A 23,775-nucleotide genomic window follows, 5' to 3' on the forward strand; every position below is an offset into this window, starting at 1 on the left:
TGGATAAGAGAGATTTTCGGCCGAAACAGATACCCGAACTTGCGCGACGGTTGACCTTTATTTGATATAATAATGTAGCTTTGTTCGGTAAATTATCGGTTCTAGAGTATTATCATAAGTAAAAATCATTCTACGATGTTTCTAAGGCGCGAGTTGCGCGAGATCCTGAAGTGGCTAGATGCAGTCGCCTGCGTCGGACCGCCCGATGCGACCGTCCCGCACTCGGATCTGGCCGAGGATCGTCATGCGCGCATCCATTCCACTCAAAGCAATCCTGGCCCTTCTCTTCGCAGGACTTGCCCTGATCTCCGCGGCGCAGGGCGGTCTGTCCCTCCGTCAGCTGGCCGGGATCGGGCAGGCTGCGACGGCGCTGGCCAGGGACTGGGTGCCCTCCCTCGAGAAGGTCGGCGCGATCGAAGTGGCGGCCTCCGAGGTGCGCATCAAGCAGTACCGGCTCATCCTGCTGTCGGATACACCGGAGCACCGGGACGCCAATGAGGCCGCCCTGGCGAACACGCACGCGCGGCTGCGCGACGCGCGCCGGGCTTACGAACCGCTGATCACCACCGTCGAGGAGCGGCGGCACTACGACGCGTTCGGCGCGTCCTGGACCCGATTCGCGGAGGTGGAACGGGACGTGCGGCGCCTCGTGGAGGCGGGGCGGCAGACGGAGGCGACCGCGCTGCTGATCCGGCCCGACGTCGTGGCACTGTACGACGGCGCCCGGGCGGCGCTGGCCCGTCTGGCGGACCACGACGAGAAAGCGGCGCAGCAGGACGCGGACGCGGCGATGATCCGGGTCGAGGCCGCGTCCGCCGCGGCCGTCGCCAGCATCGGCCTCGCGCTGGTGTCCGCCCTGGCGGCGGCGATCTTCGGCCTCCTCTACATCTCGCGGCCGATCGCCGCGATGACCGCCGCGATGACCCGGCTGGCGCGGGGTGAGGCCGGCACCGAGGTCCCGTTCCGACACCGTCGCGACGAGATCGGCGCCATGGCGGCGGCCGTCCAGGTGTTCAAGGACAACCTGATCCGCACCCGGCAGCTGGAGGCCGAGGCCGAGGCGGCGCGGCAGGACGCGGAGCGCCAGCGCAGCCTCGCGATGCGGCAGGTCGCCGACCGCTTCGCCGACGCCGTCGGCGGGATCGTCGCGCAGGTCTCGACGGCGGCCGCCGGCCTGCAGGCCACGGCCCGCGGCATGACGGAGACCGCGGCCGAGACCGCGGGGCAGTCGACCACCGTCGCGGCCGCGGCCGAGGAGGCGGCCAGCAACGTCGGCACCGTGGCGGCGGCGGCCGAGGAACTCGGCGCCTCCGTGCAGGAGATCGGCCGGCAGGTCGACGGCTCGGCCGGCCTCGCGCGGGCGGCGGTCGCGGAGGCCGACCGGACCGGCGCGCTGGTCCGGGACCTGAGCGAGGCCGTGGCGCGGATCGGCGACGTGGTCGGGCTGATCTCGACCATCGCGGGTCAGACCAACCTCCTGGCGCTCAACGCCACGATCGAGGCGGCGCGCGCGGGCGCGGCCGGCCGCGGCTTCGCGGTGGTGGCCACGGAGGTGAAGGCGCTGGCCGAGCAGACCGCCCGGGCCACGGAAGAGATCGCGGGCCAGATCGGGCGGGTGCAGGCCTCGACCGGGCAGGCCGTCGCGGCGATCGGGACGATCACGGCCCGGATCCGGGACATCGACGGCGTGGCGACGACGATCGCGGCGGCGGTGGAGCAGCAGGGCGCGGCGACCCACGAGATCGTCCGCAACGTCGGTCAGGCCGCGGCCGGCACCGGCGAGGTGACCCGCAGCATCGTCAGCGTCGCTGGGGCCGTCGAGAAGACCGGTCAGGCCGCCGGGCAGGTTCTGGCCGAGGCGTCGCGGCTCTCGGAGCAGTCCGAGCACCTGAACGGCGAGGTGGCGCGGTTCCTCGATCGCGTCCGCGCGGCCTGAGACGGCACGCGGTGTTCAGGGGGTGCGTCCGGGCCGATGAGCCCGGACGCCGCGTCGCAGAATCAGACCGCGCGGCCGCCACCCTCGGTCCGGCGCTTGGCCATGAACGCGTCGAACTGCTCGCGGTCCCGGGCGCGCTTCAGCTCCTCCACGAAGTCCGAGAAGGCGCGGCTCTCTTCCTCGAGGGCGCGGCGCTGCGCCTCGAGGCGGTCGAGCTCGGCCCGGCGGTACTCGTCGAAGGCGGCGTTCCCGCTGCCGCCGCGGCGGTTCGCGGCCTCGAAGGCGCGGGCAAAGCGCGACGCGGGGCGCCCGCCCTCGAACCCCGACACCGTCCGGCGCGCGGCGTCCCGCATCTCGGCGAAGGCCGGGTAGCCCGCGAATTTCCAGGCCACGAGCGCGAGGCCGATCGGCCACCAGTAGATGAAGCCCACCACGATCGCGCCGATCTCCAGCGACCGACGCGGGAACGGGCCGGACCGGCAGAGCCTGCCGGTCGCCCAGGGAGAGGAGGATTGAGAGGTCACGGCTGTGCTCCGCTGTTCATGTGAACGCGGTTAACATGCGGGTCCGGCGGGGGCCTTTCAAGGCCGCCCACCGCCGCCGTCGCGCTCGCCGGGGCGCCCCGCCCCGTGGACCAGGGCGAGGACTCCGGCCCGCAGCAACTCGTACTTGTCGGGGAAGCCGGGGCCGCGCGGCAGATGGCCGGCGGCCGAGAGGGTGGCGAGGCCGTGCGCGAGGGCCCAGACTTCCAGGGCGATGAAGCGGGGCGCCACGCCCCCGAACCCGTCCGCGAAGGTCGCCTGCAGCGCTTCCACCAGCAGGTCGAAGGGACTCGGCCGCGCCTCCGCACCGGGGGTGCCGGGCGGCGCGTCGGGATCGGCCCCGCCGACGGGTGCCCCGCGGGTCTCGAAGATCGCCGCGTAGTAGGCCGGCTCCTCCTCGGCGAAGGCGAGATAGGTCTCACCCATCCGGGTGAACCGCTCCAGCGGCGTCCCGCGCGACGTCAGGGCCCGCGCCAGACGCGCGGCGAGCTCCGCGAAGCCGCGCCCGGCGAGTTCCTCGAGGAGCGCCTCGCGGCCGCGGAAATGGCGGTACAAGGCGGCCGGCGTCACGCCGACGAGCCGCGCCGCGTCGACCAGGGTGAAGCCGCCGATCCCGCGCTCGGCGATGAACCGGCGCGCGGCCTCCAGCAGGGCCTCCTTCAGGTTGCCGTGATGGTAGCTCCGCCGGTCGTCCGGTCCGTCCCGCCAGGGTCGCAAGATCTCACATCCTTCGCGCGCCTATTACACCACACCGGACCTCTACGCCCCTGTCGAGTCCGAAGACCAACGCAGTCGGTTTTTCCGAGGTCGGCCTCTACATGACCGGTGAACACGACGGTTGTTTCAGGCGCATGGGGCGACGCTTGACCGCCCCCGGAAAACTGTAACAGTGTTACACATCCGCAACCGGGCTTCCACGGCAGGACAACGAGCATCGCGCATGGCTTTCGTGAGCCTCAAGGCGTGGCGGGCCCGCTCGGCGGAGCGCGCCGCGATCGCGGCGCGCCTGAAGCAGGATCTGCGGACGGCCCTCGGCCTCGGCGAGGCCGACACGCTGGCGGTCAACGAGATCGCCTGCGCCGATCCGGGCTGCCCCGACATGGAGACGATCGTGCTGGTGATGCGCGCCGGCGCGCCCACGCGCGCCCTGAAGATCCGGCGCCCGATCGACGCGGTGGATCCCGACGACATCGCGGCGCTCGTGGCGGAGGACCGGTCGTCCGACGCGCCGCCGTCCGGCGTCTCGACAATGTGATCCGGCGCGGGGGCTTTCCGTCTCCGGGGCGCACAGGTCACAGGGACGGGGCCGGGCGCGCGACGTAGCATCCCGCCACCAGCAGCCCCCCGCGCCGACGGGGTCGCGGGAGGATCGCATGCCATGAAGAGCCGCCGTCACGTCCTCGCGCTCGTCGGCCTCGCCCTCGCCGGCCCGGCCCTGCTCGAGGTCCCGACCGCTGCCCTGGCGGGCGAGACCCGGCCGTTCTCGGACGCGGCCTTCGAGGCCGCGCAGAAGGGCGGGAAGCCGGTGCTGATCGCGGTCAGCGCCCCGTGGTGCCCGATCTGCCGGACGCAGAAGCCGATCCTCGCGAAACTCGCGGCCGAGCCGCGTTTCAAGGATCTCCAGATCTTCGACATCGACTTCGATAGCCAGAAGGAGCTGCTGCGCCGCCTGAACGTGCGGATGCAGAGCACGCTGATCGCCTACAAGGGCGAGACCGAGGTCGGCCGCTCGGTCGGCGAGACCCAGCCGGAATGGATCGAGGGCTTCGTCGAGAAGACCCTCTGACCGGCGGCGCGTCGCTAGGTCTCCCCGGTCCGGTCCCGTTCAGGGAAGCTCCGGCATAAGCCCGATCCAGACCCGCACGACGGGTCCGGCGGAGATGATCACCGGTGTCGAGCCCCCCTTTGTCAGACGTCCCGGGTCCCGATGCGATCGTGGCGGTGCCCGTGCGCAACGAGGAGGAGCGGATCGCCGCGTGCCTGCGGGCGATCGACGCCCAGGAGGGTGCCGAATCGGGGCGCGTCGGGCTCGTGCTGTTCCTGAACAACTGCACGGACGGCACCGAGGCCCTCGTCACCGCGCTGGTGCCGACGCTGTCGATCCCGGTCCGCGTGTCCGTCGAGAATTTTTCCGGCGCCCATGCCGGATGGGCCCGGCGCCGGGCCATGGACGCCGCCGCCGCCTGGCTGGGTGATGCGGGGAATGCGGGGATCATCTTGTCGACCGACGCCGACAGCCGGGTCCCGCCCAACTGGGTGGCGCGCAATCGCGCGGCGATTGAGGCCGGGGCCGACGCTGTGGCCGGCCGGGTCGAGCTCGACGCGGCGGAGGCGGCGCTGCTGCCGCCCTCGCTCCCCGCCCGCGGCCGGCTGGAGGACACCTACGACGCCCTGATCACCGAGGCCGAGGCGCGGATCGATCCCGATCCGAACGACCCCTGGCCCTGCCACCGGACCGCAATCGGCGCGACCCTCGCGGTGACCCGCAGCGCGTACCTCGCCGTCGGCGGCATGCCCGAGATCCCGCTCGGCGAGGACGGCGCCTTCATCGCCCGGCTGCTGGAACACGGGCTGCGGGTCCGGCACGCCACCGACGTCTGCGTGACCATCTCGGCCCGCCTCGCCGGGCGCGCGCCGGGCGGCGTGGCGGACACGATCCGCTCCCGCTGCGAGGAGCCCGACGCGCTCTGCGATGCCCGGATGGAGACCTTCCCGCGCGCCGTGCGGCGCTACCTCTGGCGGCGGCGATTCCGCCAGATGCACGGGCGCGGGGCGCTCGCGCGGAGCGACGGCTGGGCGCGGGCGATCGGCATCGTTCCGCCGGAGGCGCGGCGCATCGCGTCCCTCCCGCTGGGTCAGGCCATCGCGGAGGCGGAGCGCGCCAGCCCGCGCCTCGCCTACCGCCCGATCGGCCCGCGCCAGCTGCCCGGGCAGATCCGGATCGCGCGGGTCGGCGTCGTCGCGATCCGCCTCGGCCTGGGGTTCATCGGCGTGGCGCAGCGGCTCGCGGGCGCGGTCGCGCCCGGGCGGACGGTCTCCGACCCGCGCGGCAGCCGCATCTGACTCCGTCAGGGGCGGCGTTCCAGCACGTCCCGAGGCGCCACGCCGAACCGGCGGCGGAAGGCGCGGCTGAAGGTGGCCGCGTCGGTGAAGCCGCAGCTCGTCATCACCGACCCGATCCGCGTGCCGCCGCGGAGCCGCCTGTAGGCCCGGTCGAGCCGGGCGTCGCGGATCTTCGCCGCCACGCCCTCGTCGCCGCTGAAAGCCGCGTAGAGGCGGCTTCGCGAGACCCGCAGAGCCGTCGGCAGCGATTCCGGCCCGAAGGCGGGATCGTGCAGTCGGCGCTCGATATGGGCGAGGGCCAGGGCCCGTACGGCGTCCCCGGACAGCTCGTCGCCGGCCGTCTCGCCTTGGCGGTCGGCCAGGGCGCGCAGCAGGTGCAGGACGCCCTCGAGGGCGATGCCGGCTTCCGCCTCCGACATACCGCCGACCGTCTCGGAGAACGACCGCAGATAGGTCGCGAACAGGCCGCTGAGCGGCGTCGCGCGGAGACCGCGCCCGGCGAAGGCGTGCACGCTGCCGACCTGGCTCACGAAGGCGGCGCGCGGCACCTGGAGGCGGATCTCCTCGTAGGAATCGCGGCTGCCGATCGCGAAGGGCTGGTCCATGGCATGGACGGCGATGTCGCCGGCGCCCAGCACGGCGCCGCTGTTGCCCTGCTCGATGTAGCCGCTGCCCTGGACGAGGAGCACGATCGCGATGTCGTCGCGCCCGTCCCGGCGCACGTGCTGCGTCGTGCGCTCGACCCCGATCGGTTTGCTCAGGGTGTGCAGGATCGCGCCGTGACGGGTGATCGCGAGCCGGCGGCCCGCCGCGAACGGGATGTCGGGTGCCAGCGGCGTCGCGTCGACGCGCGCCAGTGCCGTGCTGCGCCAGTAGTCGAAGGCGCGCTTCTGATCGACCGAGTCGGTCGTCTCGACGACGATGGGAACGGTTTCGCGAACACTCAAGGCACGGCGATCCCATACGCCGACGTCGGCCGACGCTCACGCCCGCAACGGGAGCGCCGTCGAGAAGGTTGCCGATCCGCGGGAGAGGCGCAACCTGAGCTAATTGCCGGCGCGGACCTGCCTCACCGATCCGCCGCCGCCACCCGAGGGTCGGAGCGGGTCGCGGACGCGTCGGCGAAACGCAGCACCACCGCGCGCCCAGCGGCCGGCGGCGACGGCAGGCTCGCGCGGAATCGCGCGGTCTCGGTCGCGGCGAGGATCGTCCGCGGCGGCGCGACCGTGAAGGTCTTGATCGTCCGACCGCCGGCGTCGCGGATTTCGACGCTCAGCGGCGCGACGGGCGCGTCCGAGCGCGCGACGCCGACGAGGTCGCCCTCGACGACGAGTTCCGCGGGACTGTCGTCCTCGGCCGGGTTGTTGAAGGCGACGACGTCGCGGATCTCGATCCCGCGCACGTTCACCGGCAGGCCGATGCGCGCGAACAGGGAGGCGGTCTGCGGGACGGCCCGGACCACGCTGGTCCGGGCGAGGCAGACGAGCGGGATCGCCGCCAGGAGTGTCAGGCCGAGAGCCAGCGACGGGGTCAGACCCGGGATCGCGCGGCGCGCCTTCCCGGCGGCCTTCCCGGCGGACTTGCGCTTGGCGGACCGTCGGGATTCGGGCGCCGGAACGTCGGTGGCATTCCGCACCGAGGCGGTCGCCTCCTCCCAGGCCGCGTCCGCGAGGGGATCGGTCTCGGCCTGCGCGGCGAGCTCCGCCTCGTGGCCGGCGAGGACGTCGGCGGGCGAGATGAACCACGTCTCGCGGCAGGCGGCACAGCGGACCGAACGGCCCTCCATGCCGACCTTGCTGGCGTCGATGCGATATTCGCTCGCGCAGCTCGGGCAGGCGATCAGCATCCGCGCCATACTCGCATCGATCGGCCGCGACCGGGCCGGACTGTGAATTGCTTGAAGAAGTGTGCCCGAACAGGGTTAAGGGGCCGTGAAATCCCCGAGGCCTTGAAAACGCCCGCCGCTCCGGCGATTCCCGAGGGACGGACAGACGAGATACGGCACGGCTTTGAACCTACAGGCGAGCATGAAGAGCCTGCTGCCCGGCGCGGAGCGGCCGGTGGTGCAGTTCGAGAATGTTGGCATGCGCTACGGCCTCGGGCCGGAGGTGCTGTCCGACGTGAGCTTCCGCATCGCGCCGCGCTCCTTCCAGTTCCTGACCGGCCCGTCCGGCGCCGGGAAGACGACGCTGCTGCGCCTGATCCTTCTGTCGGTGCGGCCGACCCGCGGGCTCGTCTCGATCTTCGGTGAGGAGGTGAGCGACATCTCCGCGAAGGCGCTGACCGGGCTCCGGCGCCGGATGGGCGTGGTGTTCCAGGATTTCCGGCTCCTCGACCACCTGACCACCTACGAGAACGTCGCCCTGCCCCTGCGCGTCCAGGGCCGGGCCGAGGCCAGCTACCGGGCCGAGGTGGTGGAACTGCTGCGCTGGGTTGGCCTCGGCGAGCGCATGCACGCCCTGCCCCCGCTGCTCTCGGGCGGCGAGAAGCAGCGCGCGGCCATCGCCCGCGCGCTGATCGCGCGGCCCGACCTGCTGCTCGCGGACGAGCCGACCGGCAACGTCGATCCGGGCCTCGGGCGGCGGCTGCTGCGCCTGTTCCTGGAGCTGAACAAGCTCGGGACCTCGGTCATCATCGCCACCCACGATTTCGGCATCATGGACGCCGTCGATGCCCGCCGGATGGTCCTGGGCGAAGGCCGGCTGCGGATCGAGGAATGAGCACTCAGGCGATGCCGCGGACGAAGGCCGGTGGATCGGCCGTGCCGCCCGACCCGTCGATGCCGGCCAACCTGCGCCGCAACGCGCCGCTGGTGCCCACCGACACGGCGGCGGGGCGCTCCCTCGCGGCGGTCATCGCGATCCTCACCTTCCTCGCCGGCCTCTGCGCGGGCGCGGCCGAGATGGTCGCGACCAACGCCGCCCAGTGGCAGGGCGACGTGGCGCGGGAGGTCACGATCCAGGTCCGGCCCGGTCCCGGCCGCGACGTCGACGCCGACGTCGCGCGCGCCGACGGCATCGCCAAGGCCGAACCCGGGATCGCGGAGACGCGGGTGTTCAGCAAGGCCGAGGCGGAGCGCCTGCTCGAGCCGTGGCTCGGGACCGGGCTCGACCTGTCCGACCTGCCGGTGCCGCGGCTCATCGCCCTCAAGCTCTCCAGCAGCCAGGCGGCCGACCTGAAGCGGCTGCGATCACGCCTCGTCGAGGCGCTGCCGGGCGTCGCCAGCCTCGACGACCACGCCCTCTGGCTGCAGCGGCTCTCGACCGCCGCCAACGCCTTCGTCGGGATCGGGATCGGGCTCGTGCTGCTCGTCCTGATCGCCACCGGCCTCGCGGTGACCTTCGCGACACGCGGCGCCATGGCGAGCAACCGCGAGGTGGTGGAAGTGCTGCATTTCGTCGGCGCCGACGACGACTACATCGCCCGCGCGTTCCAGCGGCGGTTCTTCGGCCTGGGCCTGCGCGGCGGCGCGATCGGCGCCGGTCTGGCCCTCGTGGCCTTCGTGATCGCCGGGCTCCTCGCCCGGGCCGCGCGCTCCGGACCGGCCGGTCAGGAGGTCGAGGCGCTGTTCGGCGCGTTCCATATCGGCCTGCGCGGCTACGCCAGCGTGATCCTGATCGGCGTGATCGCGTCCCTCGTCACGGGCGTCGTCTCGCGCGTGACCGTGCGGCGCTTCCTGGCCTGATCCCTGCTGCGTCACGAAGACGTGGAAATAGGGGGTCTTCCGAGCGCGTTTACCATCTGGAAACTTTATCGTTGCGGTGTGGAAACAGCCGACCGCGCCGGCCTCCGAGCCGCCGCAATCGGCGCCGATTCTCCGGAGGATGACCACGCGTATGCTGCGCGCATCGGATCCGCCCTCGACCGACGTTGTCGGCTGGGCCTGGCACGAGTGGGGTCTCCCGCGCCGCGCCGCCGCGCGCCCGCGCGACCGGCGGCGGATCGCGCTCTGGACCTGCGGCCTCGGCGCCGGGCTCGGGATGCTGGCCCTGTTCGCGGGCTTTCTCGTGTTCGTCGGCGCGCTCGCCCGCCAGGAGCGGACGCCGACCGACCGGGCCGACGGGATCGTCGCGCTGACCGGCGGTGCCCAGCGGATCGGCGACGCGATCGACCTGCTCGCGGGCGGCTACGGGCGGCGCCTGCTCATCACCGGGGTCAACGAGCGGACCAGCCGCGACGAGATCGCCCGGCTGAACCCGACCCAGCGCGCCCTGATCGCCTGCTGCGTGGATCTCGACTACCGGGCGCGCAACACGATCGGGAACGCCATCGAGACGCGCCGCTGGATGCGCGCGCACCGGTTCAGCACCGTCGCGGTCGTGACCTCGAACTACCACATGCCGCGGACGCTGGTCGAACTCGACCACGCCCTCCAGGACAGCGACCGCGTCCTGCCGCATCCGGTCGTGAGCGAGGCCTTCGATGCCGATCGCTGGTGGAAGAACCCGCCGGCCGCGCGCCTCCTGGCCTCGGAATACATGAAGTTCCTGGTCAGCTGGGTCCGCACGCGCTTCGAGGCGGATCCCGAACGCTCCCGCGCGGCGATCCTGATCGGGCGCGGCAAGCCGGTGAAGATGGTGGCCGAGCCGCTCATGCTCCGCGGCGTGGATTGAGGGCGCGGCGCGCGCCACCCCCGCCCCTACAGCCCCTTGCAGCGGGCCTTGATCGCGGCCGAGAACTCGCGGTCCGACCCCTGGACCTGGGCGAGGCGCTCGCCGCGCTCCGAACCGGACAGGCAGCGACCGTAGACGCTCGCCACGCGGCGCATCGTCTCCACGTGGCGCCGCCAGACGCGGCAGTTCTTGGCGTCGTCCCCGTCCGCCTGCTCGAGCTGCTCGAGGGCCTGGCGCTGCATCGACTGCGCCACCAGGACGTCGCGCGCGCAGGTGGTCTCGCCCTGGGCGGCGGCGCCGGAGATGCCGGCCGCGAGGGTCAGGGCGGCGGCCGTTCGGAAGCTCTGGATCATCACGCGGCCTGCGGTGCCGTCGAGCGCGTCAGGAGCGCGTAGAGCGCGCCGGCGTCCCGGGCGGCGCGGATATGCGCGAGCATGCCCGGCTCGCGCAGGATGCGGGCGACCTGCGCGAGGGCCTTCAGGTGATCGGCGCCGGCGCCCTCGGGCGCGAGCAGCAGGAAGGCGATGTCCACGGGCTGCCCGTCGAGCGCCTCGAAGTCCACCGGCCGGTCGAAGCGCGCGAACAGCCCGAAGAGACGGTCGAGACCGGGCAGCTTGCCGTGCGGGATCGCCACGCCGTCGCCGATGCCGGTCGACCCGAGCCGCTCGCGCTGGAGCAGCGTGTCGAAGACGGGGCGCTCACCGAGGGCGGGCAGGCGCCGCGCAGCCTGCGCGGCGAGGTCTTGCAGCACCTGCTTCTTGGCGCGGGCGCGCAGGGCCGGCACGACCGAGTCGGGGTCGAGGAATTCCAGAACTGGCATCGAACGACCGTTGCCCCGTCGCCCGTTCGCGAGGAAGCGGGCCTCGTCGCAGGGGCATCGACGACCGTTCCGGCCGCGCCCCCACCAGATTCAATAAGCGGGGAAACCAGCCGGTTCCGGCTCCGTTCCTCCCGACCCGCGGCGTCACTCGGTGGCGTTCGGCGGGTCCACCCAGCCGATCGCTCCGTCGCTCCGCCGATATACGACGTTGACGCGGCCGGTGCCAGCGTGGACGAACACAACCACTGGGGATCCCGTCATGTCGAGGGCCGTCACCGCTTCGCCGATGGTGCGGCGCTGGAGGGTCTTGGTGCTCTCGGCGACGATCGGCGGGTGGGCGTCGCCCTCGGCGGCGTCGTCCTCCTCCACCTCCGGGGCGGCGAACACCGCGTAGGCGGCCTCGACTGCCGCGTCGTCCCCCGGGCCCGTCGCGTGCTGCTTCAGCTTGTGCTTGTAGCGCCGCAGACGGGTCTCCAGACGCTCCGCGGTCTGCTCGAAGCTCGACCGCGCGTCGTGCGCGAAGCCGTTGGCCTCGATCGTCAGGCCGGAGACGAGGTGCAGGACGCAATCCGTCCGGAAGGCTGTGCCGTCGCGCCGGAGCGTGACGTGGCCGTTGCAGGAATCGTGCATGTGCGAGTCGAGATACTTCGCCTGGATCGCCGACATCCGTTCCTCGACGCGGCCGCGCAGACTCTCGCCGAGATCCACGCCGTGGCCAGTCACTCGCAACGATCCCATGCTGCCTCCCCCGTTCCGATGCAGTCGGCCGAATTAGAGAGCCGGCTCGGGTTAAGTCAACGGAGCCCCTTGCGGTTCAAGCGCTTGCTTAACGCTGGGTTCAGCCGGCCTGTCCGTATACACGGGGCCTCCCGCACCTTGCCTTGCGACGTGAGACGACCGCCTGCATGATGATCGATCCCGGATTCTCCGCCACCGCGACACGCCGCGCCGTCCTGGGGGGCGCGCTCGGCGCTGCCGCGGGCCTGCTCCCGGCAGCCGCGCGGGCGGCCGACCCGGAGAAGGCCCCGCCCCTGCCCGGCGCCGGCGAGGCATTCGCGGCGGGCACGCTGACCGACCTCGCCCGCGCCCGGGCCGCCGCCCCCTACGCCGCCCCGAAGACCGGCGACGTGCCGACGGTTCTCAAGAACCTCTCCCGCGAGGCCTACGAGGCGATCCGTCCCGCGGAGGGCCGCGCGGTCTGGGCCGACCGGAATACCGGCTACGTCCTGGAGCCGCTGCTGCGCGGCTCGATCTTCGAGACGCCGGTGTCGCTATTCGTCGTGGAGAACGGCGTGGTGCAGCCGGTCGGGTACGACAAGTCCGCCATCGCGGCGCCGGGCCTCGACCTGCCCGACCTGACCGCCGACACCGCCTTCTCGGGCTTCCGCCTGCGCGCCCGGTTCGACGGTGCCGACGGGCTGTCGAACTTCGCCCTGTTCCAGGGCGCCTCGTTCTTCCGCCTCGTCGCCGAGGGCCAGGATTTCGGCATCAACGCCCGGGCGCTCGCCCTGCGGCCGGCGGATTCCCGCGGCGAGGAATTCCCGCTGTTCCGGGCCCTGTTCGTCGAGGCGCCGCGGGCGGGCCAGCCGGTCATCGTCCACGCCCTCGCGGAATCGGAATCGGCGACCGCGGCGTTCAAGATCACGCTGACGCCGGGCCGCGACGTCTCCACGGCGCAGATCGACGGGACGGTCTTCGCCCGCGCCGAACTCGACCATATCGGTCTCGGCGGCATGCAGGGCAGCTACCTGTTCGGGCCCCTCGACCGGAACCGCGTGGACGACCTGCGCGCCGCGGCCTTCTCGGTGGAGGGCCTGGCGATCCACAACGGCTACGGCGAGCCGATCTGGCGCCCGGTTCACAATCCCGAGGCGCTGCAGGTCTCGGCCTTCGTGGATCGCGGGCCCAAGGGCTTCGGCCTCATGCAGCGCGCCCGCGCCTACGACGATTTCGAGGACGACCGGCGCCACTGGGAGCAGCGACCGTCCCTCTGGCTGGAGCCCCTCGACGACTGGAACGAGGGCGCGGTCACGCTGCTGGAGATCCCGAGCGATTCCGAGCTCAACGAGAACGTGTTCGCCTACTGGCGGCCCAAGGCGAAGCTCGCGAAGGGCGCGGAGATGCGCTTCCAGTGCCGGCAGCACTGGTCCAAGGGCTGGCCGGACCCGCTGCCGCCGGAGATCGCCCGGGTGCGCGACAGCCGCTGCGGCCACGGCAGCACGGGGAACCGCCGCCTCTTCGCCGTCGATTTCGAGGGCGACGCGCTGTTCCAGCCCGGCGACATCGACGTCGACCTCGGCTCCTCGGCCGGGACGATCACGCGCCAGGAACGGTTTCGGTACCCCGATCGTAAGACGCTGCGGATCCTGTTCGAGCTCGATCCGGGGAGCGAGCGCGCGAGCGAGCTGCGTCTCGCGCTCCGGCGCGGCCAGGCCCGGGCCAGCGAAACCTGGCTGTTTCGCTGGACACCCTGAACCCCGACCCGATTGCTGAGGAACGGCCTCCCCCGTGCGACTGGACGAGACCATGATGTTGCCGCCAGCGACGGACGCCGGTTCCGGGCGCGAGACCGTGACCGACGGCGGCCGTTATCTGCCGCCCGAGGCACCCCTGTCGATGCCCGTCCAGGATCTGGCGCGCTGGGATCCGGGGCTCGGTCACCGGCCGGAGCGCCGGGTCCGGACGCCCTGGCCTGAGCGGGTCCTGGTGTTCGGCGGTGCCCTGGCGCTCACGGCCTTCGGCGGCTGGCAGATGGTGGAGACCGTGTCGGTCTCGGGCAGCCCGACCGCGCTCCAGCTCGTGCTGGTCGTCCTGTTCTGCCTGACCTTCTCGTGGATCGCGCTCGCCTTCACCAGCGCGGTGCTCGGCTTCGCGACGCTGCTGCGCCGGTCCCGGCCGGCGCCGAACCCGGCCGCGCTGCGCACGCGGACCGCGATCCTGATGCCCGTCTACAACGAGGCGACAGCCCGCACCTTCGCGGGCATCGAGGCCATGCGCGAGGCGGTCGAGGCGACCGGGCTGGGCGATCATTTCGACTGGTTCGTCCTGTCGGACTCCACCCAGCCCGATGCCTGGATCGCCGAGGAGCGGGCCTATCTCGACCTGCGCGGCCGGCTCGGCCCCGAGGCCCGGCTCTACTACCGGCACCGGCCGAAGAACCATCACCGCAAGGCCGGGAACATCGGCGATTTCGTCACCCGCTGGGGCGGGCGCTACGACCACATGCTCGTGCTGGACGCCGACAGCCTGATGAGCGGATCTGCCGTCGTGGCGCTCGCGGCCGCCATGGAGGCGGACCCGGACGCCGGGATCATCCAGACGCTGCCGCTGATCATCAACCGCAACACCCTGTTCGCCCGGCTCCAGCAATTCGCGGCCCGGATCTACGGCCCGGTGATCGCCGCCGGCCTCGCCGCGTGGTCGGGCCGGGACGGCAACTACTGGGGTCACAACGCGATCATCCGGACCCGCGCCTTCGCGGATTCCTGCGGCCTTCCGGACCTGCCCGGGAAACCGCCTTTCGGCGGACACATCCTATCCCACGACTTCGTCGAGGCGGCCCTGATCCGCCGGGCGGGCTGGGCGGTGTACATGCTCCATCGCCTGCCAGGCTCGTACGAGGAGAGCCCGCCCTCGCTGATCGACGTGGCGGTGCGCGACCGGCGCTGGGCGCAGGGCAATCTTCAGCACGCGCGGGTGATCGGCGCCGCCGGGCTGCATCCCGCGACGCGGCAGCACTTCGCCACCGGCATCGCCGGCTACCTCGCCTCACCGCTGTGGCTGCTGCAGCTGGTGGTCGGTATCCTGCTGGTGCTTCAGACGGCCACGGAGCGGCCGGACTATTTCGGCGGCGCCGGCTTCTCGCCGGTCTTCCCGCGCTTCGATCCGGTCCGCGCGCTCCAGCTGTTCGGCCTGACCATGGCGGTGCTGCTGGCACCCAAGTTCCTCGGCCTGATCCTGGCGCTGCTGGACGGCCCGGTGCGGCGCGCCTGCGGCGGCGCCGGACGGCTCGTCCTGTCGAGCCTCGTCGAGATCCTGCTATCCGCCCTGGTGGCGCCGGTGGCGATGGTGATCCAGTCGGGCTCCGTGATGGGCATCCTGCTCGGACGGGACACGGGATGGAACCCGCAGCGGCGGGACGACGGCTCGATCCCGCTGCGCGACATCGTCGTCCGCCATCGCTGGCACACGCTGCTGGGGCTGGTGGCGGGCGTCGCCGCCTTCGCGATCGCCACCTCGCTGTTCCTCTGGATGAGCCCGACGATCCTGGGTCTCGTACTGGCGATCCCGATCTCCTGGGCGAGCGGCCAGCTCGGGCTCGGCCTGGCGCTCAAGCGACGCCTGCTCCTCGCTACGCCGGAAGAGGCTACCCCGCCGGAGATCGCGGTCCGCGCCGCGTCCCTCGCGGCCCGCAACGCGGAGCACGGGTTCGACGAGACGGATGCCCTTGCGGCCCTACACGCCGATCCCGACCTCGCGCGTGACCACACGCGGATGCTGCCCCTCGGACAGCGGCGGCCCCGGGGCGCGATCGATCCGGACCAGACCCTGGCCACCGCCAAGATCTGCGAGGCCGAGACGGTGGCGGAGGCGCAGGCGTGGCTCTCGCCGAAAGAGCGGATGGCGCTCCTGCACGACCGGGCCCTGGTCGACCGTCTCGTCCGCCTCGACGGACGCGAACGGTGATCGCGGTCCGTCCGCCCGCTAAGTGACGGGTCGCGGCGCGCGCCCGAGATCGCTCAGCGCCGCTCGCGGAGACGTGTCGGTGCGGCCGGATCGCGAGGTCCACCGAGGCCGCCAGCCGGACCGAGACGTGAGAAGTGATTAACCATTCGGGTCCTAGATTCGCGCATCGTCATTCGGATCCGGTCATGACCCTCCTGTTCGTGTTCCTGCTCCTGCCGCTCGCGGTGGCCATCGTCCTGGCCCGCGGCGAGCCGATCCGCACCATCAGCTGCCTCGGCGCGATGGGCGTCGGCTGCGTCATCGCCGCCACGAGTCTCGTGAGCCTCGTGCGCCACCGGATCCGGACGACCTGACACCGAACCGGAGCAAGCTACCGTCAGAGGAACCCGACCTGACGCGGGCCGCCGCCCAGGCTGCGCCCCGCACGGGAGACGAGCTGAGAGAAGGCCAGGGCCGCCGCCGTGGCCTGGGCGCGGGACGGGAAGCTGCGTCGCGATTCGAGAACGGGCTCGTCAGTCTCGTTGACAAGAACCCAGGACCACAGCGACCGGCTACGCTCTCGTATCTCGAATTGCACGGGCGCCTCCCTGTCCGGGACATGCGGAGCGAAAGACTTGCATCCGCGGGTGACATCCGGATGACGTTGTTTCGCGACCGTCAAGGCGCGCCGGCCGCCGCGAACTTCCGCTGAAGACTAGTGTCTTCGCGGACGGAGCGCGATGAGATCGATGCTTCAGCATCGTGCCAGCTATCCATCGAGATCTGACCTGAACAATCGGGTGCGAAATCCGTGCCAGGATGAGCGGACAGCCGGCCAGCTATCCCCAGGAACTGCGCTGGCCCCGTGACAGTCGCCGCGGCATCCGCGCTGCCGACGCCGCGACGGTCCTGCGACGCGTGGACTTGACTGGATTGTCTGGATCTCGATGCTCTGACCCGTTGCGGGCGGGGTCGAGGGCATTCTGGCGGCAGCACCCGGTGGCGCTGCGAGGCGGATCGACGTGATGGCAGATCACAGCAGAGTCCCGAACGAACGGTCGCGCCGCCTTCTCGGCGATCTGGCCGAGACTCTCGGATGTTCGGTCGACGTCTTCTTCGATCCGGACCCGCAGGACGACCGTTCGATGACCGAAGAATTGCTGACCCTGTGGTTCTCGATCAAGGATCCCGATGCCCGGCACCGCATCCTGGATTGTGCCCGGGCCGTGAAGGCGGAGGCCGGGGCGGACGCGCAGCCGCGCCCCTGACCGGTGCCTTGTTTCCGACGGCTTGGCGCTCCACCCAGGCAGCCCGTCCGTCGCCGCGACTCCAGTCGGAGAACCCATGAAATCCGTGAACGCTCTGATCGCCGAGGAACTCGGTGTCGGGGAGGCGCAGGTCGCAGCCACCGTGGCGCTCCTCGACGGCGGCGCGACCGTGCCGTTCATCGCGCGCTACCGGAAGGAGAATACGGGCGGCCTCGACGACACGCAGCTGCGCAGGCTGGAGGAGCGCCTGTCCTACCTGCGCGATCTCAACGAGCGGCGCGCCGCGATCGTCGCGAGCATCACGGCCCAGGGCAAGATGTCCCCGCCCCTGGCGGCGGCCCTCGACGCCGCCGACACGAAGGCGCGGCTGGAGGACCTGTACCTGCCCTTCCGGCCTAAGCGGCGCTCGAAGGCGCAATCCGCCCGCGAAGCCGGCCTCGAACCGCTGGCCCAGGCCCTGCTGAGCCGTCCCGACCGCGCGCCCGAAGCGGTCGCGACCGCTTACGTGTCGGACGCGCGCGGCGTGCCGGACACCGAGGCCGCGCTGGAGGGCGCCCGCGCCATCCTGATCGAGCGCTTCGGCGAGGATGCCGACCTCGTGGGGCGCCTGCGGGCGGATTACTGGCGGACCGGCCAGCTCGTCTCGCAGGTGCGCAAGGGCAAGGCGAACGAGGGGGCGAAGTTCTTGGACTACTTCGACTGGAGCGAGCGGCTGGAGCGCATGCCCTCGCACCGGATCCTGGCGATCTTCCGCGGTGAGCGGGAAGAGGTGCTCGACGTCGGCTTCGCCGCGGAGGGGGAGGAGTCGGCGCCGGGCCTTCCCGGGCCCTTCGAGATGGCGATCTGCCGCCGCTTCGAGATCGCGGCGCGGGGGCGTCCCGGCGATGCCTGGCTCCTCGACACGGTGCGCACGGCCTGGCGAACGAAGATCCGGGCCGGGATCAAGCAGGACCTGCGCGGCCGGCTGTTCGAGCGGGCCGAGGACGAGGCCGTGTCGGTCTTCGCCGGGAACCTCAAGGACCTGCTCCTCGCCGCTCCGGCGGGCGGCCGGGCGACGATGGGGCTCGATCCGGGCTACCGGAACGGCGTGAAGGTCGCGGTAGCTGATCGGACCGGGCGGGTCGTCGCGGTGGAGACGACCTACCCGCACGAGCCGCAGCGGCGCTGGCGGGAGGCCGTCGCGACGCTCGGCCGGCTCTGCCGGCTGCACGGCGTGGAGCTTCTCGCTGTCGGCAACGGCACCGCGTCCCGCGAGACCGAGCGCCTCGCCGCGGAGATCATCGCGGCGAACCCGGACCTGCCGCTGGCGAAGGTCGTGGTCTCCGAGGCCGGCGCCTCGGTCTACTCGGCCTCCGAGATCGCCGCCAAGGAATTGCCCGACCTCGACGTGTCCCATCGCGGCGCCGCGTCGATCGCTCGGCGCCTCCAGGATCCCCTGGCGGAACTGGTCAAGATCGACCCCAAGTCGATCGGCGTCGGGCAGTACCAGCACGACGTGAGCGAGGCGAAGCTGTCGCGGTCGCTCTCGGCGGTGGTGGAGGACGCGGTCAACGCGGTCGGGGTGGACGTCAACACCGCCTCCCCGGCCCTGCTGGCGCAGGTCTCCGGCCTCGGCGGCGCGATGGCGGCGCGGATCGTCGCCCACCGCGACGCCCAGGGCCCGTTCCGCACGCGGGCGGCGCTCAAGAAGGTCCCGGGGCTCGGCCCGAAGACCTTCGAGCTGGCCGCCGGCTTCCTCCGCATCCAGGGCGGTGACGACCCGCTCGACGGGTCTGGCGTCCACCCGGAAGCCTATCCGGTGGTCCGCCGCATCCTCCAGGCGACGAAGAGCGATATCCACGTCCTGCTCGGCAACGCCGCCCTCCTCGGCCGCCTCGCGCCGGAGCCCTTCGTCGACGCGCGCTTCGGCCTGCCGACCGTGCGCGACATCATCGCCGAGCTCGAGAAGCCGGGGCGGGACCCGCGGCCGGAATTCAAGACGGCGCGCTTCCAGGAGGGCGTCGAGACAATCGGGGACCTGAAGCCCGGGATGCAGCTCGAGGGTGTCGTCACCAACGTCGCGGCCTTCGGGGCCTTCGTGGATATCGGCGTCCACCAGGACGGGCTCGTCCACATCTCCGCGATGGCCCGGCGGCGGATCGCGTCGCCCACCGAGGTCGTCCGGATCGGCGAGGTCGTCCGGGTGCTGGTCCTCAGCGTCGACGTCCCGCGCAAGCGCATCGCGCTGTCGCTGCGGCTCGACGATCCCGTCGAGCCGGGCCAGCAGACCCGGAGGACGGCCGAGCCGCGGCAGGACGCGCCGCGGAGCCGACCGAGCCCGGGTGAGGCCCCCGGCGGGGCGCTGGCCGACGCTCTCCGGCGCGCGGGCGCCGCGCCGCGGCGCGAGTGAGGCACGCCTGACGCGCGTGCACGGCCTCCGCGTCGCGGCCGGGACTGCCGCCGGTGAACCGAGAACATGGTTAGCGCTTCGTAAACCTCCGTGCGGTCAGAGTGCGTTCGTCGTGCCGCGGAGCGCGATTCGAAACACCTGATCGCGGTTCCGGGATCGCTGCGGCGACCCCACGGCTCGGAGGCTCTGATGCAAGCGCACGTTGCGGGGATCGACAACCCGAACCCGATGATCGGCCCGGCCCGCCTGATCCGGGCGGCCTTCGAGGGCGCCGACATGGCCGCCCTGGCCGCCGAGATCCTCGCCGAGGGCGGAGACTCCGCCCTCGACGCCGGGACGGCGCTGGACATGGCGACGATCCTGCTGCTGAAGCACCGCTTCACCGAGGGGCTCGCGCTCCAGAGAGAGGTGCTGGACGGACAGCGGGTCTTCTCGCTGCGCTCGAACCCGGATCAGGCGCGGATTCGCGTCCTCGTCCTGGTCACGGCCGGCGATCTCATGGCCAACACGCCGATCGACTTCCTGCTGAACGACGGCGATTTCGGCCTCACCTACCTCTATCTCCGCCCCGGCGAGCCGATCCCGCACGACCTGCCGGCGCACGACGTCATCGTCACGGGCATCGCCTACGCGCGGACCGCCGAGCCGCTCCTGGAAGCCCTCGCGGCGGCGGCGGACCAGTGGACGCGGCCGATCGTCAATCACCCGCGCCACGTCCTCAAGACGTCCCGCCACGGGATCGCGGACGCGCTCCGCGGGGCGGATGAGATCCTGGCGCCGGAGGTCGTCCGCGTGAGCCGCTCCATCCTGAGCGCCGCGGCGTCCCGCAGAGCCGAGGGACCGACATACCCGCTCCTCGTGCGCCCTCTGGACACGCACGCCGGCAACGACCTCCAGAAGATCGACCGGTCGGAGGACCTGCATCTCTACCTCGCGCAGACGGAGGCCGAGGCGTTCTACGTCACGCAGTTCTGCGATTACCGCGGTCCCGACGGCCTCTATCGGAAATTGCGCATCGTACTGATCGACGGTGTGCCCTACCTCTGCCACATGGCCATCCGCGATCACTGGATGATCCACTACCTCAACGCCGGCATGCTGGAGGATCCGGTGAAGCGGCAGGTCGAGGCCGCCGCCATGGCCACGTTCGACACCGACTTCGCCGAGCGCCACCGCGCCGCGTTCGCCGAGATCCACCGCAGGATCGGCCTCGATTACCTGATCATCGACTGCGCCGAGAGCGCGGACGGCCGTCTGCTGGTCTTCGAGGCCGATACCGGGATGGTCGTCCACGACATGGATTCGGCGGAGCTGTACCCCTACAAGGCCCCGCAGATGCGCCGGGTCTTCGCCGCGTTCCAGGACGCGCTGCGGGGGCGGGCTCGGGGGCGGACCGCCTAGGTCGGCCGCCTCGGGCAGGGGGGCTGCGGGCGTCGGGTGCTCCACCCGGCGCCTTCACCAGGGGATGCGACCGAAGCGGTCGACCAGCCGCTGGTACTCGGCGTTGCTCTCGGCCTTGGAGGTGCCGCCCGAGCCGACATCCGAGGTCCCGGAGCCCGGATGCACGAGGCGGCACACCAGCGGCAGGACGAAGCCGTGCCGCACGAGCTGCACGTTGGGGCCGCCGTTGCGCAGGACGTTGGCGAGCCACGGACGGACCTGGATCGCGTCCTGCAGCGTGACGGGCGCCGTCGCCTCGACGAGGTGGGCGCGGCGCAGGCCGGTCTCGGCGAGGCGGCCGAGCCACTCGTTGTCGTAGTGCCACTTCGCGGCCGGGCTGATCGCGCCGACCTGCGCGAAGGTCGTCCGCCGCATCAGCCAGCCCGACGGCGTCGCGAAGTCGTTGATCCGCACCACCTCGCCGGCCTCGTCGGTCTCGAGCTGCGTCGAGGAGACGAAATCGAAGCTCTCGAGGGCCCTCAGCGCGAAGCCCAGATAGGCCGGCAGCCAGTGATCGTCGTCCTCGAGGAAGCCGACGAGGTCCCAGCTGTCGTCGACGGCGGCAATGGCGGCGTTCAGCGCGGGGATCTGGCCCCTCTGCGGGCCGCGTGCGAAGGTGGTCTGCGGGTGCGCGGCGAGCCGCGCCGGGATCTCGATCCCGGGGTCGATCCCGACGAAGAAGTGGATCGTCGCCGGCCGGTCGAGCTCCTGGGCGTTGGCGCTCGCGATCGCGTGCTCCAAAAAGTACTGGCCGGCCTTTCCGGCCAGGGTCGAGGGTTTGAGCCTCGACGGCGTGATGATCGCGATCCTCATTCCCACGCCTCACCGTGTCGGGGGTCGCGCGCCGCGGCGCGGAACGCTGTCAGAGCTTGAAGGATTGCTCGCCGATATGGCCGAGCTCCTTGCTGAGATACGGATCGCACCAGATCCGGAAGCCGGCGGCGCGTGCGCGGTCGCTGAAGTCGAAGTCCTCGCCGATGTTCACGCCGGCTTCCTCGTCGACGCGGAAGCGGAAATAGGGCTTCTTCAGCTTCTCGAAGACCGTGGACTTGATCAGCAGGAAGCCGGTCGGGATCCGGGACATCTCCAGCAGACCCTTCGGCGCGTCGGCCGGCTGCTCCGGGAGGATGTCGCCCAGGAAGTGGAACGGGGCGGTGCGGCGGGAATAGGTCGCGCCGATGATGTCGACCTGCCTTACGAGGAGCTTGAGGAGTGCGTCCTTCGGGAAGGTCATGTCGCTGTCGATGAACAGGACGTACTCCGCCCCGTACTTCTGCGCGTATTCGAGGCCGAGGTTGCGGGCATCGGCGACGATCGACGACTTCCCGACGACGATCGACATCGGCATCTCGCCGAGCGAGTGCATCATCGATCCGAGGCTCACGGCGAAGTCCGCGTGGACCATGGTCCCGCAGGGGATCGCGATCGCCACATGGGGCAACTTCGGCGACGCTGAAGGGGTCGCGGCGCCAACATCACCAGACGCTTGAGCGATCACATCTGAGCTCCCTGCAAGGTGCGCCCCGTACCCGCCGCGCCGACCGAACCGGATCGGCACCGGTCGGGCAGGCGCGACAGACTTGGTTTGCGTCACAGCTTATGGCTGCGGATGGTTAATAGATCTTGAACACGCTCCGCGATCCGTAAATACTTAGCGCTTCAAGGATCGATTCATTAACGATCACTTCGGACACACTCGGAGTCAGCAATTGATTTAACCCCCGCGAAACATTTGAAGGGCGATTACTGGCGTACCCGAGAAACGGGTGCATCAAATCAGAAAGATAAGACCTATGTCCTCGATCACCCTGTCGGCCGCCACGCGTCAGAACCTGCTCTCGCTGCAGGACACCGCCCAGCTGATGGCGACCACCCAGAACCGGCTCGCGACCGGCAAGACCGTCAACTCCGCCCTCGACAACCCGACCAACTTCTTCACCTCCCAGGCCCTCGACGGACGCTCCTCGAGCCTGAACTCGCTCCTCGACGGCGTCTCCAACGGTATCCAGTCGATCCAGGCCGCCAACCAGGGCATCACCTCGATCCAGAAGCTCGTGGACCAGGCCAAGTCGATCGCCAACCAGGCGCTCTCGACCCAGCTCTCCACCACCGGCACCGCCGCCAACGCCTACAGCGCCAGCACCGCCTCCCAGACGGTGCTCCTGACCATCAACGGCAGCTCGGTCTCGGCCACGGTCGCCGCCTCCTCCAGCATCAGCGCCACCGTCGCGGCCCTGAACTCTGCGGTCAGCTCGGCCTCGACCTCGTCGAGCGGCTCGTTCGGCGCCGGCGCGATCTTCTCGGTCGACAGCACCGGCACCAAGATCGTCCTGAACGCCCAGGCGGACGTGGAATTCCAGAACTCCGGCAGCCAGACGGCGCTCGGCTTCACCGCCTCGGCCACCACCGCCTCGACCTACGGCACCGCCGCCAGCACCGTGGTGTCCAGCGACCTGTCGATCTCGGGCGTGACGCAGCGCGCCTCGCTGGCCAACCAGTACAACAACCTGCTCAACCAGATCACGCAGCTCGCCGGCGACGCCAGCTACAACGGCGTCAACCTCATTGCCGGCAAGGGCAATGACTTGAACATCAAGTTCAACGACACCGGCAGCTCGACCCTCAACGTCGCCTCGGTCGACGCCACGGCGAGCGGTCTCGGCCTGTCGTCGATCACCAGCTCGAACAACTCGTCGAGCCAGAACGGCCTCGGCAACTTCCTGCTGAACTCGGACGTCAACAAGACTCTGGCGACCCTGACCAGCGCCGGCAACTCGCTGACATCCGCGGCGAGCTCCCTGGGCTCGAACCTGTCGGTGGTTCAGAACCGCCAGGACTTCTCCAAGCAGCTGATCAACGTGCTGCAGACGGGCTCGGCCAACCTGACGAACGCCGACCTGAACCAGGAGGCGGCCAACTCGCAGGCGCTGTCGACCCGCCAGTCTATGGGCATCTCGGCCCTGTCGCTGGCCAACTCCGCCCAGCAGGGCGTCCTCCAGCTCCTGCGGTAAGCGACACGCACCGCGAAGCGACAGAGGC

At 71.2% G+C, this 23,775-nt stretch carries 24 protein-coding genes; 14 read left to right on the plus strand and 10 right to left on the minus strand.

Annotated features, from left to right (window positions below):
- The first annotated feature begins 244 nt into the window (after positions 1–244).
- Entirely contained in the window at positions 245–1,936 is a 1,692-nt protein-coding gene (locus ABIC30_RS16110) for a methyl-accepting chemotaxis protein (RefSeq protein ID WP_354455724.1), read from the plus strand.
- Positions 1,937–1,998: 62 nt separating this feature from the next.
- On the opposite strand, the gene ABIC30_RS16115 is transcribed toward ABIC30_RS16110, so the two are convergent.
- A complete protein-coding gene (locus ABIC30_RS16115) occupies positions 1,999–2,460 on the minus strand; it encodes a DUF2852 domain-containing protein (protein ID WP_026605002.1) in 462 nt (153 codons plus the stop codon).
- 57 nt (positions 2,461–2,517) lie between these two features.
- Positions 2,518–3,195 (minus strand): TetR/AcrR family transcriptional regulator, encoded by a 678-nt coding sequence (locus ABIC30_RS16120; protein WP_020093605.1) that lies wholly within the window; start codon positions 3,193–3,195, stop codon positions 2,518–2,520.
- Positions 3,196–3,418: 223 nt separating this feature from the next.
- On the opposite strand from ABIC30_RS16120, the gene ABIC30_RS16125 reads away from it, so the two are divergent.
- From ABIC30_RS16125 to ABIC30_RS16135, 3 genes are all read left to right on the plus strand, one after another.
- Positions 3,419–3,733: a hypothetical protein gene (locus tag ABIC30_RS16125; protein WP_020093604.1), complete on the plus strand. Its 315-nt coding sequence runs from the start codon at positions 3,419–3,421 to the stop codon at positions 3,731–3,733.
- Between the two features lie 123 nt (positions 3,734–3,856).
- The gene (locus tag ABIC30_RS16130; RefSeq protein ID WP_020093603.1) at positions 3,857–4,264 is read left to right on the plus strand and encodes a thioredoxin family protein; all 408 of its coding nucleotides are present in this window, start codon (positions 3,857–3,859) and stop codon (positions 4,262–4,264) included.
- Positions 4,265–4,413: 149 nt separating this feature from the next.
- On the plus strand, positions 4,414–5,541 hold the full coding sequence (locus tag ABIC30_RS16135; RefSeq protein WP_020093602.1) for a glycosyltransferase family 2 protein: 1,128 nt from the start codon (positions 4,414–4,416) through the stop codon (positions 5,539–5,541).
- 5 nt (positions 5,542–5,546) lie between these two features.
- On the opposite strand, the gene ABIC30_RS16140 is transcribed toward ABIC30_RS16135, so the two are convergent.
- Positions 5,547–6,488 (minus strand): helix-turn-helix domain-containing protein, encoded by a 942-nt coding sequence (locus ABIC30_RS16140; RefSeq protein WP_020093601.1) that lies wholly within the window; start codon positions 6,486–6,488, stop codon positions 5,547–5,549.
- 122 nt (positions 6,489–6,610) lie between these two features.
- Complete coding sequence (locus ABIC30_RS16145; protein ID WP_042670636.1) at positions 6,611–7,387, minus strand: zinc-ribbon domain-containing protein; 777 nt, start codon at positions 7,385–7,387, stop codon at positions 6,611–6,613.
- Between the two features lie 181 nt (positions 7,388–7,568).
- On the opposite strand from ABIC30_RS16145, the gene ftsE reads away from it, so the two are divergent.
- From ftsE to ABIC30_RS16160, 3 genes are all read left to right on the plus strand, one after another.
- On the plus strand, positions 7,569–8,261 hold the full coding sequence (ftsE, locus tag ABIC30_RS16150) for a cell division ATP-binding protein FtsE (RefSeq protein ID WP_020093599.1): 693 nt from the start codon (positions 7,569–7,571) through the stop codon (positions 8,259–8,261).
- Positions 8,258–9,226, plus strand: coding sequence for a cell division protein FtsX (locus ABIC30_RS16155; RefSeq protein WP_020093598.1), 969 nt, complete (start codon positions 8,258–8,260; stop codon positions 9,224–9,226). The genes ftsE and ABIC30_RS16155 overlap by 4 nt, the downstream gene beginning before the upstream one ends.
- A gap of 151 nt (positions 9,227–9,377) precedes the next feature.
- Positions 9,378–10,154, plus strand: a complete 777-nt coding sequence (locus ABIC30_RS16160) for a YdcF family protein (RefSeq protein WP_020093597.1) — start codon at positions 9,378–9,380, stop codon at positions 10,152–10,154.
- 26 nt (positions 10,155–10,180) lie between these two features.
- Here ABIC30_RS16160 and ABIC30_RS16165 read toward each other — a convergent pair whose 3' ends face one another.
- The 3 genes from ABIC30_RS16165 to ABIC30_RS16175 all read right to left on the minus strand — a co-directional run bounded on the left by ABIC30_RS16165 (position 10,181) and on the right by ABIC30_RS16175 (position 11,712).
- Entirely contained in the window at positions 10,181–10,507 is a 327-nt protein-coding gene (locus tag ABIC30_RS16165) for a hypothetical protein (protein WP_020093596.1), read from the minus strand.
- Complete coding sequence (gene ptsN / locus ABIC30_RS16170) at positions 10,507–10,974, minus strand: PTS IIA-like nitrogen regulatory protein PtsN (protein WP_020093595.1); 468 nt, start codon at positions 10,972–10,974, stop codon at positions 10,507–10,509. The genes ABIC30_RS16165 and ptsN overlap by 1 nt, the downstream gene beginning before the upstream one ends.
- A 144-nt stretch (positions 10,975–11,118) precedes the next feature.
- Positions 11,119–11,712 carry a ribosome hibernation promotion factor gene (locus tag ABIC30_RS16175; protein ID WP_026605000.1) on the minus strand — a complete coding sequence of 198 codons (594 nt, stop codon included), beginning with the start codon at positions 11,710–11,712 and terminating at the stop codon, positions 11,119–11,121.
- 167 nt (positions 11,713–11,879) lie between these two features.
- Here ABIC30_RS16175 and ABIC30_RS16180 point away from each other — a divergent pair, with 167 nt between their 5' ends.
- The 3 genes from ABIC30_RS16180 to ABIC30_RS16190 all read left to right on the plus strand — a co-directional run bounded on the left by ABIC30_RS16180 (position 11,880) and on the right by ABIC30_RS16190 (position 16,013).
- Positions 11,880–13,448, plus strand: coding sequence for a glucan biosynthesis protein D (locus ABIC30_RS16180; RefSeq protein ID WP_020093593.1), 1,569 nt, complete (start codon positions 11,880–11,882; stop codon positions 13,446–13,448).
- Positions 13,449–13,500: 52 nt separating this feature from the next.
- On the plus strand, positions 13,501–15,660 hold the full coding sequence (gene mdoH / locus ABIC30_RS16185) for a glucans biosynthesis glucosyltransferase MdoH (RefSeq protein WP_199778769.1): 2,160 nt from the start codon (positions 13,501–13,503) through the stop codon (positions 15,658–15,660).
- Positions 15,661–15,845: 185 nt separating this feature from the next.
- Positions 15,846–16,013: a hypothetical protein gene (locus ABIC30_RS16190; RefSeq protein ID WP_020093591.1), complete on the plus strand. Its 168-nt coding sequence runs from the start codon at positions 15,846–15,848 to the stop codon at positions 16,011–16,013.
- Between the two features lie 23 nt (positions 16,014–16,036).
- On the opposite strand, the gene ABIC30_RS16195 is transcribed toward ABIC30_RS16190, so the two are convergent.
- Positions 16,037–16,237 carry a hypothetical protein gene (locus ABIC30_RS16195; protein WP_020093590.1) on the minus strand — a complete coding sequence of 67 codons (201 nt, stop codon included), beginning with the start codon at positions 16,235–16,237 and terminating at the stop codon, positions 16,037–16,039.
- A gap of 547 nt (positions 16,238–16,784) precedes the next feature.
- Between ABIC30_RS16195 and ABIC30_RS16200 the strand changes: the two genes are divergently transcribed.
- The 3 genes from ABIC30_RS16200 (at position 16,785) to ABIC30_RS16210 (ending at position 20,697) form a co-directional block, all read left to right on the plus strand.
- Positions 16,785–16,907, plus strand: coding sequence for a hypothetical protein (locus tag ABIC30_RS16200; protein WP_280141587.1), 123 nt, complete (start codon positions 16,785–16,787; stop codon positions 16,905–16,907).
- Between the two features lie 76 nt (positions 16,908–16,983).
- The gene (locus tag ABIC30_RS16205) at positions 16,984–19,296 is read left to right on the plus strand and encodes a Tex family protein (protein ID WP_020093588.1); all 2,313 of its coding nucleotides are present in this window, start codon (positions 16,984–16,986) and stop codon (positions 19,294–19,296) included.
- Between the two features lie 189 nt (positions 19,297–19,485).
- Entirely contained in the window at positions 19,486–20,697 is a 1,212-nt protein-coding gene (locus ABIC30_RS16210) for an ATP-grasp domain-containing protein (RefSeq protein WP_020093587.1), read from the plus strand.
- Between the two features lie 54 nt (positions 20,698–20,751).
- On the opposite strand, the gene ABIC30_RS16215 is transcribed toward ABIC30_RS16210, so the two are convergent.
- Positions 20,752–21,549 (minus strand): hypothetical protein, encoded by a 798-nt coding sequence (locus ABIC30_RS16215; protein WP_020093586.1) that lies wholly within the window; start codon positions 21,547–21,549, stop codon positions 20,752–20,754.
- Positions 21,550–21,598: 49 nt separating this feature from the next.
- Positions 21,599–22,168 (minus strand): glycosyltransferase family 2 protein, encoded by a 570-nt coding sequence (locus tag ABIC30_RS16220; protein ID WP_020093585.1) that lies wholly within the window; start codon positions 22,166–22,168, stop codon positions 21,599–21,601.
- A gap of 361 nt (positions 22,169–22,529) precedes the next feature.
- Between ABIC30_RS16220 and ABIC30_RS16225 the strand changes: the two genes are divergently transcribed.
- Entirely contained in the window at positions 22,530–23,747 is a 1,218-nt protein-coding gene (locus ABIC30_RS16225; RefSeq protein WP_354455731.1) for a flagellin N-terminal helical domain-containing protein, read from the plus strand.
- Positions 23,748–23,775 lie beyond the last annotated feature (28 nt).

The organism is Methylobacterium sp. 1030 (genome assembly GCF_040544715.1).
Taxonomy (GTDB): domain Bacteria; phylum Pseudomonadota; class Alphaproteobacteria; order Rhizobiales; family Beijerinckiaceae; genus Methylobacterium.